Source organism: Dactylosporangium sp. CS-047395 (genome assembly GCF_050942185.1).
Lineage (GTDB): Bacteria > Actinomycetota > Actinomycetes > Mycobacteriales > Micromonosporaceae > Dactylosporangium.
This window is the reverse complement of record NZ_CP192015.1, coordinates 9723704-9738971: the sequence shown is the minus strand read 5'-3', so window position 1 is coordinate 9738971 and position 15268 is coordinate 9723704. Positions and strand designations below refer to the sequence as shown.

General features: G+C 69.4%; 15 protein-coding genes. 7 read left to right on the top strand and 8 right to left on the bottom strand.

All coding sequences use genetic code 11. The annotated features are described in order from the left end of the window. Positions 1-106 precede the first annotated feature (106 nt). From ACQP00_RS45525 to ACQP00_RS45515, 3 genes are read right to left on the bottom strand one after another with little or no spacing between them, the layout of a single operon-like run. Positions 107-769 (bottom strand): response regulator, encoded by a 663-nt coding sequence (locus ACQP00_RS45525; RefSeq protein ID WP_433209634.1) that lies wholly within the window; start codon positions 767-769, stop codon positions 107-109. Beyond that, a complete protein-coding gene (locus tag ACQP00_RS45520) occupies positions 766-1863 on the bottom strand; it encodes a sensor histidine kinase (RefSeq protein ID WP_433209632.1) in 1098 nt (365 codons plus the stop codon). The genes ACQP00_RS45525 and ACQP00_RS45520 overlap by 4 nt, the downstream gene beginning before the upstream one ends. After that, complete coding sequence (locus ACQP00_RS45515; RefSeq protein ID WP_433209630.1) at positions 1851-2003, bottom strand: hypothetical protein; 153 nt, start codon at positions 2001-2003, stop codon at positions 1851-1853. Before ACQP00_RS45515 ends, ACQP00_RS45520 begins: the two co-directional genes overlap by 13 nt. Positions 2004-2138: 135 nt before the next feature. Between ACQP00_RS45515 and ACQP00_RS45510 the strand changes: the two genes are divergently transcribed. Beyond that, positions 2139-2336, top strand: coding sequence for a hypothetical protein (locus ACQP00_RS45510; RefSeq protein WP_433209628.1), 198 nt, complete (start codon positions 2139-2141; stop codon positions 2334-2336). On the opposite strand, the gene ACQP00_RS45505 is transcribed toward ACQP00_RS45510, so the two are convergent. Continuing rightward, the gene (locus ACQP00_RS45505) at positions 2337-3572 is read right to left on the bottom strand and encodes a LeuA family protein (protein ID WP_433209626.1); all 1236 of its coding nucleotides are present in this window, start codon (positions 3570-3572) and stop codon (positions 2337-2339) included. A 101-nt stretch (positions 3573-3673) separates the two neighbouring features. On the opposite strand from ACQP00_RS45505, the gene ACQP00_RS45500 reads away from it, so the two are divergent. From ACQP00_RS45500 to ACQP00_RS45490, 3 genes are all read left to right on the top strand, one after another. Next, the gene (locus ACQP00_RS45500; RefSeq protein ID WP_433209624.1) at positions 3674-4876 is read left to right on the top strand and encodes a citrate synthase; all 1203 of its coding nucleotides are present in this window, start codon (positions 3674-3676) and stop codon (positions 4874-4876) included. 355 nt (positions 4877-5231) lie between these two features. After that, entirely contained in the window at positions 5232-7280 is a 2049-nt protein-coding gene (locus tag ACQP00_RS45495; protein ID WP_433209621.1) for a M3 family metallopeptidase, read from the top strand. Between the two features lie 112 nt (positions 7281-7392). Further along, the gene (locus ACQP00_RS45490; RefSeq protein ID WP_433209618.1) at positions 7393-8037 is read left to right on the top strand and encodes a hypothetical protein; all 645 of its coding nucleotides are present in this window, start codon (positions 7393-7395) and stop codon (positions 8035-8037) included. A gap of 431 nt (positions 8038-8468) precedes the next feature. Here the strand turns inward: ACQP00_RS45490 and ACQP00_RS45485 are convergent, their stop codons facing one another. Both ACQP00_RS45485 and ACQP00_RS45480 read right to left on the bottom strand, forming a co-directional pair. Then, entirely contained in the window at positions 8469-9287 is an 819-nt protein-coding gene (locus ACQP00_RS45485) for a hypothetical protein (protein ID WP_433209615.1), read from the bottom strand. Further along, the gene (locus ACQP00_RS45480) at positions 9287-11395 is read right to left on the bottom strand and encodes an AAA family ATPase (RefSeq protein WP_433209612.1); all 2109 of its coding nucleotides are present in this window, start codon (positions 11393-11395) and stop codon (positions 9287-9289) included. The genes ACQP00_RS45485 and ACQP00_RS45480 overlap by 1 nt, the downstream gene beginning before the upstream one ends. A 164-nt stretch (positions 11396-11559) precedes the next feature. Here ACQP00_RS45480 and ACQP00_RS45475 point away from each other — a divergent pair, with 164 nt between their 5' ends. The 3 genes from ACQP00_RS45475 to ACQP00_RS45465 are packed head-to-tail and all read left to right on the top strand — an operon-like array spanning position 11560 to position 13714. Continuing rightward, on the top strand, positions 11560-12264 hold the full coding sequence (locus tag ACQP00_RS45475) for a FadR/GntR family transcriptional regulator (protein ID WP_433209609.1): 705 nt from the start codon (positions 11560-11562) through the stop codon (positions 12262-12264). Then, on the top strand, positions 12261-13088 hold the full coding sequence (locus ACQP00_RS45470; RefSeq protein WP_433209606.1) for a sterol desaturase family protein: 828 nt from the start codon (positions 12261-12263) through the stop codon (positions 13086-13088). The genes ACQP00_RS45475 and ACQP00_RS45470 overlap by 4 nt, the downstream gene beginning before the upstream one ends. Then, entirely contained in the window at positions 13085-13714 is a 630-nt protein-coding gene (locus ACQP00_RS45465; protein ID WP_433209603.1) for a lysoplasmalogenase, read from the top strand. Before ACQP00_RS45470 ends, ACQP00_RS45465 begins: the two co-directional genes overlap by 4 nt. Here the strand turns inward: ACQP00_RS45465 and ACQP00_RS45460 are convergent. Together ACQP00_RS45460 and ACQP00_RS45455 are read right to left on the bottom strand one after the other, a co-directional pair. Beyond that, positions 13642-14529 (bottom strand): methyltransferase domain-containing protein, encoded by an 888-nt coding sequence (locus tag ACQP00_RS45460; protein WP_433209600.1) that lies wholly within the window; start codon positions 14527-14529, stop codon positions 13642-13644. The genes ACQP00_RS45465 and ACQP00_RS45460 overlap by 73 nt on opposite strands. A 22-nt stretch (positions 14530-14551) precedes the next feature. Then, complete coding sequence (locus ACQP00_RS45455) at positions 14552-15229, bottom strand: phosphatase PAP2 family protein (protein ID WP_433209597.1); 678 nt, start codon at positions 15227-15229, stop codon at positions 14552-14554. Positions 15230-15268: the final 39 nt, after the last annotated feature.

Below are 15268 nucleotides of genomic sequence, written 5' to 3'. Positions count from 1 at the left end.
TCCGGAAAGTCACGGATTGGCCGACGGCGTCGCTCGATACGGTGAGTTGCGATCGCGATCCGGTGAGTCGTCCGAACGGCGGTGACGCATCGGCCGAACGTTACTATCATGCGTCGTTCGGGCGAACCAGACCGGACTCGTAGGCCAAGATCACCAGCTGCGCGCGGTCGCGCACGCCGGCCTTGGCGATCGCGCGGGTGACGTGCGTCTTCGCGGTCAGCGGGCTGATGAACAGCGCCCGCGCGATCTCCTCGTTGGACAGTCCGCCGGCGACCAGGCGGACGACCTCGACCTCGCGGGCGGTCAGGAAGTCCAGGCTCCGCCCGCCGCCGCCCGGGGGACGGCGGGCGAACTCGGTCACCACGCGCGCCGTCACGCTGGGCGACAGCAGCGCCTCGCCGGCCGCGACCACGCGCACCGCCCGGCGCAGCTCGTCCGGCTCGACCTCCTTGGTCAGGAAGCCGCTGGCGCCCGCGCGCAGGGCGGCGAACACGTACTCGTCCGTCTCGAAGGTGGTGAGCACGATGACCCGCGTCCCCGCGAGCGCGGGATCGCCGCAGATGCGCTTGGTCGCGGCGATCCCGTCCAGGCCCGGCATGCGGATGTCCATCAATACGACGTCGGGCCGGTGCTCCCGCGCGGCGCGCACCGCCTCGTCACCGGTGCCGGCCTCGGCCACGACGGTGATGTCGCGGGTGCGCCGCAGCAGACTGCCGAATCCGGCGCGGACCAGGGCCTGGTCATCGGCGAGCAGCACGCGCACGGTCATGCCGGAATTTTCGCGTGTACCGCGAAGCCGCCCTCGCCCGCCCCCGCGCTGAATGTGCCCCCGAGCGCCGCGACCCGCTCGGCGAGCCCCGTGAGCCCGTGTCCCGGCGGCCCGGCCGCGGCGCCTGGCCCGTCGTCGGTCACGCGCACCGAAGTGGACGGTCCATAGTGGACCTCCACCGCCACGTGTCCCGCCCGCGCGTGCTTGACCACGTTGGTGAGGGCCTCGCGGACGATGGCGGAGGCCACCAGCAGTACCGGCAAAGGCACCGCATCGGGATCCCCGTCGACGTGCAGCGCGGCGTCCAGCCCGGTCGCGCGGACGCCGGCCACGAGGTCCTCCAGCGGCGGCACGGCCACCGGCGGCGCGATCCCGTCGCCGGTGCGCAACACCCCCACCAGCGCGGACAGGTCGGTCATGGCCCGCCGGCGGATGTCCTGGGCCAGCCGCAGCGCCGCCCGCGCCTCGTCCGGATCGCTGTCCAGCGCGTCCGCGGCCACGTTCACGTGCACGCCGACCACGGTGAGCGTGTGCGCGACGGCGTCGTGCACCTCCCGCGCGAGCCGCAGCCGTTCGGCCGTGCGCTGCTCGTCCAGCTCGGTGCGCAGGCGCTGCAGGGACTCGGCCTGGAAGCGGCGCCAGTTGCGGTACGACAGCGTGACCGCGATCGCCGCGCACAACCACAGCGCGTCCGTGCCGACGCTCGCCACCGCCGCGCGCGCGGAGTGACCGAGCGTGGTCCAGTCGAGGTTGAACGCGGCGAGCGCGTGCACGGCCGCGATCGACACGATGACGGGCGCGCCGCGGACCAGGGCGGCCTGCACGTACAGCAGGGTCGCCGGCCACAGCCAGCCGGTGTCGGTGAGGTGCGAGACGCGCAGCGCCAGGATCGTCGCGATGCCGAGGCCGAGCCCGATGAGCGGGAAGCGCCGCTGCAGCCACAGCAGCCCGAACAGCGCCCAGGCCAGGCTGAGCGGCCCCGGGTCGGCGAGCCCGGCGCCGCCGGCCGCGGCCATGCTGAGCACGCCCAGGACGGTGACGGCGCCGAACGCGGCCGTCACCGATCCGCGCTCGGTGCGGGTCAGCGGTTGCATGAGACCACCGTCGCATGGCCGATCACCATCAGCCCGTTGGCGTGCGGTTGCGTCAGCAGCACGCCGAGCAGCGCGGTCGCCAGCCCGACCAGTACTCCCGGCAGAAGTCCTTGCATCAGTCCTTGCATCGTGTTCGTCATGGGTCCGACGCTAGGGACGCACGGTCCTCCGGTCGTCGTCTCGGCGGTGACACCGGGGCGTACACCATTTGGTGTATGCCCCGGCCCCAGGTGTCCGGGTGGGTGCCGCCCGGGCGCCTGGATAGCTTGTCCGGCATGGGAAACGCCCGCCGCTGCGGCAAGCTCGCCGTCCTGGCCAACCCCGCCTCCCGCATCCCGGTGTGGATGGAGTGCGCGGTGCACCGGTTCACGCCGCTGCAGGTCGACCGCCGCTTCACCGAGATCATGGAGCTGGAGTTCTCCTACGAGGAGACGCTGCGCCTCGGCTGGATCGTCCAGCACGCGATGCTGTAGTCAGAGCAGCCCGGGGTACAGCAGGGAAAGCTCCTGCGGGTAGGCCGCGATCAGCCGCAGCTCGTCGTCGGTCAGCGGCCGCCCCGTGCTCGCGTTGACCAGTTGCACCAGTTGGAACGTGCGCGTCTCGTCGGTGACCTCGACGCCGAGGTCGTCCATGACGTGCCGGAAGCCCGCCAGCCCGCCGTACTCGCCGGTCAGCACGATGCGGCCCGCCCGCGCGTGCCGGTCGGACGGGTGCGGCCCGAGCAGCTCCTCGTCGTACAGCTCGTAGTTGCGGTGGTCCTTCAGCGCCCCGTCGGCGTGGATGCCGGACTCGTGCGCGAACGCGTTCGGCCCCACGCCGGGCTGGTTGTTGGGCAGCGGCTGGCCGAACGCGTACGACGCCCAGGCCGCGAACCGCCGCGCCCACGTCAGGTCCAGCTCGTCGCCGATCTCCGCGCCTTCGGGCACCCCGAAGCCGTGGCGCAGCGCCAGGATGCAGGAGACCAGGTCGGCGTTGCCGGAGCGCTCGCCGATGCCGTTGACGCAGGTGTTGATCCAGGCGTCCTGCCCGGCGGCGAGGTCGCCGAACGCCCCCGCGAGCGAGTTGGCCACGGCCATGCCCAGGTCGTTGTGGCAGTGCGTCTCGATCGGCATGCCGGTGGCGCCGGCCAGCTTGGCGAACCGCTCGCCGATGCGCCCGGGCGTGTCGCCGCCGATCGTGTCGCAGTAGCGCAGCCGGTCCGCGCCGGCCTCCTTGGCCGCGAGGGCGAACTCGGTCAGGAAGCTCTCGTCGGTGCGGGAGCCGTCCTCGGCGTTGACCCCGACCGTCTCCGCGCCGGCGTCCTTGGCCGCGCGCACCGCCGCCGTCATCTCCCGGATCAGCGCGTCGCGGTCGAGCTTGCCGCGGAACTTGTTCTGCAGCATCTGGTCCGACGTCGAGATGGACAGGTTGTAGTGCCGCAGGCCGAGCCCGGCCGAGCGCTCGACGTCGGCCGCGACCGCGCGGCACCAGCCCGACAGCCGCAGCGCGCCGAACGCGCCGGCCTGCTCCAGGGCGGTCTGCGCGCGGACGTACGGCACCTCGTGGAACAGGAACGGGAACCCGATCTCGGACTGCGCGACGCCGAGGCGGCCCAGGTAGAAGTTCACCATCGTCTTGCCGAACTTCGACAGCCCGGTCCGGGCCGTCTGCACCCCGTCGCGGTTGGTGACGTCGAGGAAGTGGATTCGGGGCTTGACTGGGGTTGACATGAGTCAAGGTTGACGCTGTTGCATGATTTGTGTCAACGTTGACGAAAATCAACGTGCAGATTCGATGCGGCAGATTCGATGCGGCTGGTTCGGAGTGGCGAGTGAGCGAGTGGATGGACGTCGAGCAGGCGTGCGAGCGGCTGGGGGTCAAGCAGGCGACGCTCTACGCGTACGTCAGCCGCGGTGTCCTGACCCGCCGCAAGACCGACGGCCGCAGCGTGTTCGACCGCGCCGAGATCGAGGCCCTCGCCCGCCGGGGACGACCGCGCCGCCGCGCCGGCACCACCGACCTGGTCATCGAGTCGGCGATCACGATGCTCGGCGAGGACCGGCACTACTACCGCGGCCGCGACGCCATCGAGCTCGCCGCCACCTGGCGCCTGGAGGACGCCGCCGCCTGGCTGTGGACCGGGGAGGTGGCGCCGGGCGAGCGCACGCTGTTCGCGGCGCGGTCGGAAGGTCTGGCCGCCGCCCGCGACGCCCAGCGGGGCCTGCCCACCGGCGTGCTGCCGCTGGAACGGCTGCAGGTCGTCGTGGCCGCGATGGGCGCGGCCGACCCGGTCCGGCTCAACCTCGAGCCGGCCGCCGTGCAGCAGACCGGCACCGCGATCCTGGGCGGCATGGTCGACGCGCTGCCCGACCTCGGCGCGCGCAGGCCGCGCCGCTCGCTCGTACCGGACCTGCACGTCCGGCTGTGGAGGAAACTCGCCGGCGCCGACGACCGCCTGGAGGACGTGCTCCGCTTCGCCATGGTGCTGCTGGCCGACCACGAGCTGGCCTCCTCCACCCTGGCCGCCCGGGTCGCCGCGTCCGTGCGGGCCGACCCCTACGCCGTGGTCACCGCCGGCCTCGGCGTGGTCAGCGGCGCCCTGCACGGCGGCGCCTCACTCGGCGTGGAGGCGCTGCTGGCCGAGATCGCCGAGCCGGACCGCGCCGCCCACGCGATCGGCGAGCGGCTCCGGCGGGGCGAGCGCATCTCCGGCTTCGGGCACGCGGTGTACAAGGGCGGCGACGCGCGCGGCGAGGCCCTCCTGGACCGCCTGCGCCGCACGATGCCCGGCAACCCCCGGCTGGCGGTGGCCGACGCCCTGCTGCGCGAGGCCGCCCACCGCTCGCTGCCCCCGATGAACGTCGACTTCGCCCTCGGCCTGCTCACCCACTTGGCCGGCATGCCCCGCGGGGCCGGGGAGGCGATCTTCGGCGTCGCCCGGACGGCGGGCTGGCTGGCCCACGCGATCGAGGAGTACACCAGCCCCACCCGCCTCCGCCTGCGCGCGAGCTACACCGGCCCCATCGTCGACTAGGCGGCGCTTTGTCTTTACGGCAGTAAGACCCCACTTTGTCTTACGGCAGTAAGACCGCGCTGTGTCTTACGGCAGAAGACCCTCTGTGTCTTACGGCAGAAGACCCCCTGTGGCTGATGGGCACTGGAAGGTCTCAGCACTGTATGGGCGCCTTGGCGGCGGGGTTGGACCGTCGAATGTCCTGAAAAGCGGTGGGGGAGCTTCGCTCCACCCACACCCCCTCAAAACCGCACCTGGTCCTACCCGGGCGGCTGGTCCCCTTCTGGGCGGGGGGCCTGGCGGCCGGGACCCTTGTCGCGGCACCTCCTGAGCGAGGGGTGCGCTCCTAGCGGGCGGAGGTCGATACAGTCGGTGGGTGACCACGGACAACCCGTTCTTCGCGACCAGCGAGCTGCCGTACCAGCTGCCGCCCTTCGATCGGATCGAGCTCGAGCACTATCTGCCGGCCTTCGAGCGGGGCATGCAGGAGCAGCGTGCCGAGGTCGCCGCGATCGTGGCCGAACCGGCCGCGCCGACCCTCGACAACACCCTGGTCGCGCTGGAGCGCTCGGGACGCGTGCTCCAGCGCGTGTCCGCCGCGTTCTTCACGCTGACCAGCGCGCACACCTCGGAAGAGCTGCAAGCCATAGAAGCGGATGTGGTACCGCGGCTGTCGGCGCACAGTGACGCGATCATGCTCGACGCCGGGCTGTACGCGCGGGTCAAGGAGCTCTACGAGCGGCGGGACGAGCTCGGCCTGGACCCCGAGCCGGCCTGGCTGCTGGAGCGCTACCACACCGACTTCGTGCGGGCCGGGGCCGAGCTGTCCGAGGCCCAGCACGAGCGGCTGCGCGCCATCAACGCCGAGCTGGCCGGGCTCGCCACCGACTACGGCAACCTGGTGCGCGACGAGATGAAGGCCCGCGCCGTGATCGTCGAGGACGAGGCGGCCCTGGACGGGCTGTCCGCCGACGCCGTCGCCGCCGCGGCGGTCGCGGGCAAGGATCGGGGGCTCGACGGGCAGTACGCGCTGAATCTGATCCTGCCCACCGCGCAGCCCCAGCTGGCCGCGCTGCACGACCGGGCGTTGCGCGAGCGGCTGCACAACGCTTCCATCGGGCGGGGTGCCGGCGGCGACAACGACACGACCGGCCTGGTGCTGCGCATCGTGCGGCTGCGGGCCGAGCGGGCGCGGCTGCTGGGTTACGAGCACCACGCCGCGTACAACATCTCCGACAACACCGCGCGCTCGGTCGCGGCCGTGCAGGAGATGCTGGCCAAGCTCGTCCCGCCGGCCATGGCCAACGCGTCCGCCGAGGCCGACGACCTGCAGGCCGTCATCGGCGACGAGTTCACGCTGCAGCCGTGGGACTGGTCGTACTACACCGAGCGCCTGCGCCGCGAGCGCTACGCCATCGACGAGAGTGAGCTGCGGCCGTACTTCGAGCTGGAGCGGGTCCTGCACGACGGCGTCTTCTTCGCCGCCGGCGAGCTGTACGGCCTGCACTTCACCGAGCGGCCCGACCTGCACGCGTACCACCCGGACGCGCGCGTCTTCGAGGTGTTCGACCACGACGGGGCGCCGCTCGGCCTGTTCATCGGTGACTTCTTCACCCGCGCGTCCAAGCGTGGCGGGGCGTGGGCGAACGCGCTCGTGGCCCAGTCGCGGCTCTTCGGCACCTCGCCCGTCGTGTGCAACAACCTGAACATCAACCGGGCCCCGGACGGCGAGCCGACGCTGCTCACCCTCGACGAGGTGCGCACCCTGTTCCACGAGTTCGGGCACGCCCTGCACACGCTGTTCTCGGCGGTGCAGTACCCGAAGTTCGCGGGCACGCGGGTGCCGCGGGACTTCGTGGAGTACCCGTCGCAGGTCAACGAGGTGTGGATGCTCTGGCCGCAGGTGCTGGAGCACTACGCCCGCCACCACGAGACCGGTGACCGCCTGCCGCAGGAGGTGGTCGACCGCCTCCAGGCCGCCGAGCAGTTCAACAAGGGGTTCGCGACCACGGAGTACCTCGCCGCGACCCTGCTCGACCTCGCCTGGCACACGCTGACCGTTGAGGAGGCCGAGGCGGTCACCGACGTCATGGCGTTCGAGGCCGAGGCCCTGGAGCGCGCCGGTGTCGCCACGCCCTTCGTGCCGCCGCGGTACCGCACGCCCTACTTCGCCCACATCTTCAGCGGGGCGGCGTACAGCGCGGGCTACTACTCGTACATCTGGAGCGAGGTCCTCGACGCCGACACCGTCGACTGGCTCACCGAGCGTGGCGGCCTGAACCGCGAGAGCGGCGACGCCTTCCGCGACGGCCTCCTGGCCAGGGGCGGCAGCGCCGACTCGATGGATGTGTACCGTGCGTTCCGGGGCCGTGACCCGCTGATCGAGCCGCTCCTCAAGCGCCGGGGACTTCTTAATCTTCCTTAGGTTTTGCTAAAGGCCGAGATCCCACCTTTCGGTACGGGCGCCACGTTCGTAAGCTGTCGCGGTGCGTGGCGCCACCCCCCGGCGCAGGCGCGCGGCCGCACGTCGTCTGCACGTGAGCAGAATGATGCTGTTGGCCGTGGTCAGCCTCGTCGCCTCGTTGATCAGTGTCGGTGTGTCCTGGGCCGTGTTCCCGGAGCAGCCGACTCCCGTCGCGGACGACACCAGCTTCGACACCGCCAAGTTCTACGAGACCCACGCCCGCGCGAACGCCGCGCGCGGCGCCGCGCAGGCCGCCCTGCCGGGCCAGCCCCTGGTCCCGAAGCCGGTCGCCGGCCTGACCCAGGCCCAGACCAACAACGCCTACATCGTGGTCGAGGTCGCCAAGCAGATGAACCTGCCGGAGCGCGCCATGGTGGTGGCGATCGCGACGGCGCTGCAGGAGACGTACCTCAAGAACCTGGCCAACCCCAAGGTCCCCGCCTCCCTGAAGCTCCCGCACGAGGGCACCGGCACGAACTACGACTCGGTCGGCATCTTCCAGCAGCGGGTGAGCATCTGGGGCACGCCGGAGCAGCTCATGGACCCGGCCTTCGCCTCGGCCAAGTTCTACACCAAGCTGCAGAAGGTCGGCGGCTGGGAAAAGATGAGCGTCACCAACGCGGCCCAGGCCGTCCAGCGCAGCGCCTTCGCCAGCGCCTACGCCAAGCACGCGACGACCGCCCAGAAGATCGTCGACGAGCTCACCGCCAACGACTGAGGCTGTGGTTCCGAGGAGCAGGTGGGGGAGCTTCGCTCCACCCACACCCCCTCAAAACCGCGCGTGGTCCGACCGACGGCCGAGGACCGTGCCTCGCTGAATTCGCCACATCCCCTACGGTGGTTTGCACCTTGGTTGCCAGCCGCTCGTGCGCTTCCGTGAAAGCGATTGATGCTCGCGTTCTTCGGCAGCTCGACCCGGCTTCCGCCGGTCATGAGCAGGATGTGACCTCCGAGCGTAAGCGTCGCGGGCATCGCCGTTTTTGGCGCGCCACTCGCTGCGGGCCGCACCGCCAGGCCGTTTTGCTGGATGTGACCGGCCAGAGGCGCCACGGCGCCTCTAAGCATTGCGCCGAAGGCCGAAATGTTCGTCCTGCAATGCGGCTAGAGGCCGGGCGAGGACGAATGAGGCTAGCGTTTGGTAGCGCTCAGCTAAGGGTCAACATACCGGGTGGCCTGTTCGGCCAGAGCCTTTACCGCATCCAACAATGCTTGTCGGCACGCGACGGAATACTCGGCGTACTCATCGGAGTACTGTTTTCGGACCCTATCCAGTGCCTCGGTGAGAGATCGCTCGCCCCGGCCTGCGTCCAAGAAAGCAAGCGCGACCTGGCTGCGGACCTGCTCTTGGACGCGGGCCCGCTCGTCCATAAGAGCCGCACGGTCCAAACGGCACACCGATATGGTTTCGCGCCCCTTCGGGCTGGCGTTGCGTGGACCGACCGCACCGGCATGCCCGAATATGAGGTGCTCTTCCGGATGGTCAGTATAGGGATGAAGCAGGAGCGGCTCCTCGACCGCGTTCAGTTCGGCGATATCGTCGGGGTCGACAAGTTCATCTGCCGCGTGTACCCGTCGCCCCGCGATCGGGAACTGGTCCTGCTTTCCGTCACCGCTATTGCATTGATCGCAGGCCGGAATGATGTTGCGCCAGTCGTACGCTAGCCATGCATAGCCCGCCTCGCGGCCGATCGGGCTCGTGACGCGACTCTTTGGTCGGTAATGCTCCGCGGCTCCGTAGGACTGAGCGAGCATTCGGCCTTCGCAGTACGCGCATTTTCCGTGGAAGACGTGCTCCAGCAGCCATTTTTTTAGGTCGGCCCACACCGCTTGCCGAAATTGCGGTTCCTCGTCCGCGGCCACAGCGGCTTTGAGCTTGTCGGACGCGCGCCGCGAGCGGCTTTTCCAGCTTGCGAACCAGGCGGCTTCCGGACCGGTCAGTGCCTCCGGCTTGAAGGCTACTCGCCGCATCAGCCCTCGCCGTCGCGTAGCCGACGCAAGTAGTCGGTGGCTTGTCGAACTAGCTCGATGCGTCGATCATCGGGTAGTTCGACTAGCTGCTGCCGTAGACCCGCGTCGACGAGTTCCGCGGCCTCCCGTTCGAGTTCGGTCTCGCCAGATCGTGGCAAGCTTGCGACCCGCTCTACCAACGCTTGATCAACAGACTGTTCACCGAGAGTAGTCTGGTATTCGTCCAGATCGCGTTCGGTCTCGGCGTCACGACTTGTATCGAGCCCAAACGCCGCGCTGGTAAGAATTTGGTCGACACGCCAGCCACGAAACTGCTCGGCCTCTCGGGCATGTCCGTTACCTGTCGACGACCGATGCAGCGTCAGCACCTCGCCGGCAGAGAGCGAGCCGACGATCAGCGGTGAGTGGGTGGTCGCGATGACCTGCAAGTTTGGTAGAACCTCGCGTAGCCGCGGAACGATGAGACGCTGCCACTCTGGATGCAAGTGGGCATCGAGTTCGTCAATGATTACGAGCGCGGGCATGGTAGCAAGTTCCTCATGCTCGCCGCCGTATCGGTCGGCGAGTCGTCGTACCAGCGTGCCGACCCACGACACCGTCGACAGCGAGCCTTGGCTAAAGGTGCGTAACGGAACTGTCGTATTGTTCAGACGAGCATTCACTTCCCATCGGCCGCTATCCAGTCCGGCATACCGTAGGCGTGTCCCTGGCAGGAGGCGCTCCCACAGTGAAAAAACCGCGTCGAGCTGTTTGGCGGCCCGTTCGGCATCTCCAAATAGGTCGGCGGCATCACGGACCACGGCCAGATTGATAAGCCACTGCTGCAACGCATCGAAGCGATCGTCAACTGCGCCGATGCGGAGCGGCTCAAGATCCGATGGGTGACCCACGCCGATGACGCGATCATCGCGAGGGCCGGAGGGCGCCTTCCGGGACAATCCTCGGAACGCAGGGAACCCCAACGCCAGCATCTCGCCCGTTTCCACTGGCGTCGGGATGCTGGTCTTCACGCGGACGCCATTGCGTTCGCGCTGCAATTCTGTCACATATTTCGTTTCACCGACTGTCACCTCGATGGAGCCAAACTTGTGGTTGGCCATCAACAAAAGATCGGCCTCGCCTGGCAACACAGATGCGCCGCACAATGCGAATGCCAATGCCCGGAGGGCGGTGGTTTTGCCGGCGCCGTTTCCGCCGAGCAGTACGGTCCAGTCGGTGGCGAATCGGAGCGTGAGCCGTTGAAATGGGCCTATGTTTTTAAGCCGCATCTCGCGGACTGGATAATCGATGCGAGCGGCGCGATGGCGTGGCTGAGCGGTGATCTGTTCGGCGAGCGCGGGAACGAATTGTTCGAGCGAAGGTGCAGATAACTGTCGGACATTATGCCTCGATCGGATCAGGCGTGCCTCGAGGGTGGAGTTGTCGTCGAGAACAGCAAAATCCGGATGTTGATCTATCCCCGCGTCGACTCCGGCGCCGGAGAGTAGGTCGTTGATAGTTCGCGGATGCACGCCGACAAACAGCACGGTATTTGCTGCCAATGTGGAACCCAGTAAACGTCCGAAGTCGGAAGCAACACCATATCGTCGGTTGTACTCCGACAGCGACAACACGAGTGACGTCGTGATCCGTGATGTGCCAAGTGGCTTGAGGACGCGCAAAGCCGCACCATCGTCGAGACGGTCCGGAAGGTCTCGTCCTGGCACCAATACCTCGACAGGCCGGGACTCAAGAAGTCGCTCGAAGGACTCGTCCCAGTTTAGCGATATCACAGACGCAAAGGGCAGACCCGCCAGGTGCCGAATCCATGCCGGTATCCGAAGGGCGCGTTGTAGTTTGAGCTGGTCACGGATGGCCATAGAAATCTTCTTTGAGCCCAGCTCCGCGATCATGATTTCGGCGATGAGTTCGACTTCATCGCCATTCATCGCCTGTATCGACTCGGCTCGGAACTCGGGCCGAATTTCCGTCGATGCCAAATTGGCAATCACTTCGCGCCAAGTCGGCGTGCCGAGGGCACGGGCTGCTCCGGCACCCAGGACGAGAACGCATCTGCCGTCCTGAAGCTGCTCGACGAGGCGCTCGGGAATCAGGAACGGCGTGGTCAAGGAGGCTCCCGGCATTGGTGCGGACCGAGGTGAGCGTACCAGCCAGACCAAGTCGGCCGACCTGCCGTGCCGGTCTGCGGGCGTCACCGTGATTGTTTGGCTGCCATATGCATTGGCACAATTCCCACTGGTCCAACCAGTTGATGGGTGGCAGACTGCGCGGCATGGAGTTCGTGCCCGCCAGCCGTAGCTCAGTCTCCGATCACGTCTTCGCCCAGGTCCGGGACGCCATCCTGGCCGGTGACTACGCGCCCGAGGCGAGCCTGCCGTCCGAGCGCGAACTCGCCGCCGTCTTCGAGGTCAACCGTCACGCGGTGCGCGAAGCTCTGAGAAGGCTCCAGCAACTGGGCCTGGTCCGGGTCGCGCAGGGCGGCGCCACGAAGGTTCTCGACTGGCGCGAGCACGCCGGCCTGGACCTGGCCATGGCCGCCGGCGCCCAGGATCGCCTCCCGGTGGAGAACCTGGTCCGGGACGTCCTGGAGATGCGGGCCTGCCTCGGCGCCGACGCTGCGCGGCTGTGCGCGCAACGCGGTACCGCGGCGGAGAAGGACGCCGTCAACGAGGCGATCGAGCACTATGCGAGCGAGGCCCCCGACCTCGAGCGCATGGGTGCCGCCAACATCGCGCTCTGGCGGGCCGTCCTGCTCGGCAGCGGCAACACCGCGTACCTGCTCGCGTTCAACAGCCTCGTCGGTGGGGCGCTCGCCGTCGGGCGGGTGCCCGCCGCGCACCGGACCGCCGAGCTGCTCGACATCCCCGGGCACCGCCGGCTCGGGGCCTTCATCGACGCCGGGGACTTCGCCGCCGCGGAGGCCCAGGCGAAGACGCTCCTCAACGCCCCCGTCAACACCCCCGGAGCCGCCGTATGATTCCCGCCGTTCTCTACGCCGTGCCGGCGTTTCTGCTGCTCATCATCATGGAGGCGGTCTCGTACCGGTTCCTGCCCGATGACGAGGAACGCGGCTACGAGGTCCGTGACACCGCCACGAGTCTGTCGATGGGGCTGGGCAGCCAGATCATCGGCGTGCCGTGGAAGATCGTCGTCGCCGTCGCGTTCGCCGGGCTCTACGTGCTGACGCCCTTGAAGATGGATCCGCACAGCCCGTGGACGTGGGTGGTGCTCTTCTTCGCGGACGATTTCGCGTACTACTGGTTCCACCGCCTCCACCACGAGGTCCGCGTGTTCTGGGCCGGGCACGTCGTGCACCACTCGTCGGTGTTCTTCAACCTGAGCACGGCCCTGCGGCAGAGCTGGACGCCGATGACCTCGACGCCGTTCTGGCTGTTCCTGCCGCTGCTCGGGATCCCGCCGTGGATGGTGTTCCTGCAGCAGTCGATCAGCCTCGCGTACCAGTTCTTCCTGCACAGCGAGCGGGTGAACCGGATGTGGGCGCCGATCGAGTGGTTCTTCAACACGCCGTCGCACCACCGGGTCCACCATGGCGCGAACCAGGAGTACCTGGACCGCAACTACGGCGGCATCCTCATCGTCTGGGACCGGCTGTTCGGCTCGTTCGAGCCGGAGCGCGCCCGGGTGCGCTACGGGCTGACGAAGAACATCGGCACCTACAACCCGCTGCGCGTGGCGACCCACGAGTACGCGGCGATCTGGCACGACGTGCGCACCGCCACCCGGCTGCGCGACCGGCTCCGGTTCGTGTTCGGCCGCCCCGGCTGGCAGCCCGCCGCATGAAACTCAAGCTCTTCTGGCTCGCCGTCGCCGTCGAGCTGGCCGGGGTCGCGACCGACGCGCACATCCTGCAGTGGATCGCCAAGCCCTTGATGGCCCCGATCCTCATCTGGTACCTCATGCGCCCCGGACCCGTCACGCTCGCCCTCGTGTTCGCGACCGTCGGCGACATCGTGCTGCTCATCCCCGGTCAGCTGATCCCGGGGATGGTCGCGTTCCTCGGCACGCAGATCGCCCTGCTCGTCGCGTTCCTCAAGCACGGCCGGCCCCGGGCGCTCGCCATCGCCGGCTACGCGGTGCTGTGGGTCGGGGTCAACGCCGCGCTCTGGGGTCAGCTGGGCGCGCTGCGGGGGCCCATCCTCGGGTACAGCCTCGCCCTGGTAGCTATGGCGTGCGCGGCGACCGGCGTCTCCGTGCGCATCGGGATCGGCGGCGCCGTGTTCCTCGTCTCCGACCTGCTCATCGGGGTCGGGGCGGCCGGGCTCGACTTCCCCGGCCGGGACCTCGTGGTGATGTCGACCTACGCCGCCGCGCTGTTCCTGATCGCGACCGGCGCTCAGCGCGCGTGGGCCGGCACCGAGACGCGCAGGTCGTCGGTCAGCGCCGGGATCTCGTCGCCGGGCGCGTAGGCGAACCGGACCCGCACCTCGTCGCCGGTGAGCACCTCCACGGGCTCGCTCACCGGCACGACGAGATAGTTCATCGTCCAGTCGACGCTGCCCGACGGCTCGTACGTCAACGTCAGCAGGTTCTTGGTGATCAGCCGGACCGCGTTGACCACCGCCGGCCGCTCGGCCACGAACGTCAGGTCGGCCGCGCACCGGGCCGGCAGCGGCTCGGTCCAGAAGAACTGCTGGAACACCTGCGGCGGGGCGGCCTCGACGGTGCGCGGCTGGCGGCTCTCCGGCAGCTGGAACACCGGCGCGGGCACGGTGTACCCCATGTACGTGAAGTCCTGCTCGACCGGCTGCACCGCCTGCACGCACGCCTCGGGCAGGAACCGGGGGAGCGGGCCGCCGACGTGGTGCAGGTACCGCCGCTTGAACGCGCCCATCACCTCGACCTGGCGCTCCCGCAGCAGCCCGACGTGCAGCATCTCGCACAGCACCAGGTCGACCGGCTCCTCCGGGAGGTAGTCGCGGGCGTCGGCGTGCACGATGCGCACCGCGTCGCCGACCGCGGACCGCAGCGCCGCGCGGGCGGTGGCGAACACCCGCGGCTCGCGCTCGATGGCGGTGACCACCGCGCCCGCGCGTGCGGCGAAGTAGCTCAGCACGCCGGTGCCCGCGCCGAGATCGAGCACGTGCATCCCCGGCCGGACCGCCCGCTCGATCGCGTCGGCGAAGGCCTTCATGCGCCGCTCGTCGGTCAGCAGCAGCGCCTGGTACTGCAGCGGGATCACATCGGCGGGGAAGCCCGTGTACTCCGTGCTGAGGTGATCCATGCGCACAGGGTAGTCGCGACCGCTACGCCGCGTTGTCGGTTTTGTGCAGGTCCAGTCCGTCCCATCCGGCGTACCCCCGCAGCGCCTTCGGTCGCCGCCGGACCAGCACGACCAGCCAGGCCGCCCCGGCCAGCGCGGCCCCGGCGAGCACGTCGAGCGGATAGTGGTGCCCGGTCAGCACCACGGACCAGGCCATGAGCGCGGCCAGCCCGGCCCCGGCCACCCGCAGCCACACCGGCCGGGCCGCCGCCGCGACGGCGAGGCCCAGCACCACGTCCCACCCGGCGTCCAGCGACGGCAGCGAGGCGAGCCCACCGCCCTGGTCCGGCGGCGCGACCGGGTAGACGACGAACGCGAACAGCGCGACGCCCGCGGTCAGCAGCATGGTGTCGCGGGCCCGGTAGTACAGCGCCGGGTGCCGCCGGGCCAGCCAGACGAGCAGCGCGGCCGCGGCGAGCCAGTGCCCCCACGTGTACAGCCACTCGGCCGCGCCCGCGAGGACCTGGTTCGTGGCGACGAACTCCCGCAACCCCAGCGTGCGCTCGAAGCCCGCGACCGCGTCGGCGTTGGCCTGGGCCCGGCCGTCCATCGCGCTGACGGCGCCGCGCACGGTCAGGTACGCCACCGCCGCGCCGAGCCCGATCCCCGCCTGCCGCCCGAGCGACACCTCGCCCCGCGGCGCCCCCACCGTGATGCTCATGCCTGTAGAGCCTCGTCCGGACCGGGAGACATGCCATCC

Excerpts from the sequence above, each read along its gene's own strand:
- ACQP00_RS45470 (WP_433209606.1), top strand. The coding sequence starts at position 12,261 with ATGATTCCCGCCGTTCTCTACGCCGTGCCGGCGTTTCTGCTGCTCATC.
- ACQP00_RS45455 (WP_433209597.1), bottom strand. The coding sequence starts at position 15,229 with ATGAGCATCACGGTGGGGGCGCCGCGGGGCGAGGTGTCGCTCGGGCGG.
- ACQP00_RS45475 (WP_433209609.1), top strand. The coding sequence starts at position 11,560 with ATGGAGTTCGTGCCCGCCAGCCGTAGCTCAGTCTCCGATCACGTCTTC.
- ACQP00_RS45505 (WP_433209626.1), bottom strand. The coding sequence starts at position 3,572 with ATGTCAACCCCAGTCAAGCCCCGAATCCACTTCCTCGACGTCACCAAC.
- ACQP00_RS45510 (WP_433209628.1), top strand. The coding sequence starts at position 2,139 with ATGGGAAACGCCCGCCGCTGCGGCAAGCTCGCCGTCCTGGCCAACCCC.
- ACQP00_RS45460 (WP_433209600.1), bottom strand. The coding sequence starts at position 14,529 with ATGGATCACCTCAGCACGGAGTACACGGGCTTCCCCGCCGATGTGATC.
- ACQP00_RS45485 (WP_433209615.1), bottom strand. The coding sequence starts at position 9,287 with ATGCGGCGAGTAGCCTTCAAGCCGGAGGCACTGACCGGTCCGGAAGCC.
- ACQP00_RS45465 (WP_433209603.1), top strand. The coding sequence starts at position 13,085 with ATGAAACTCAAGCTCTTCTGGCTCGCCGTCGCCGTCGAGCTGGCCGGG.
- ACQP00_RS45520 (WP_433209632.1), bottom strand. The coding sequence starts at position 1,863 with ATGCAACCGCTGACCCGCACCGAGCGCGGATCGGTGACGGCCGCGTTC.
- ACQP00_RS45525 (WP_433209634.1), bottom strand. The coding sequence starts at position 769 with ATGACCGTGCGCGTGCTGCTCGCCGATGACCAGGCCCTGGTCCGCGCC.
- ACQP00_RS45515 (WP_433209630.1), bottom strand. The coding sequence starts at position 2,003 with ATGACGAACACGATGCAAGGACTGATGCAAGGACTTCTGCCGGGAGTA.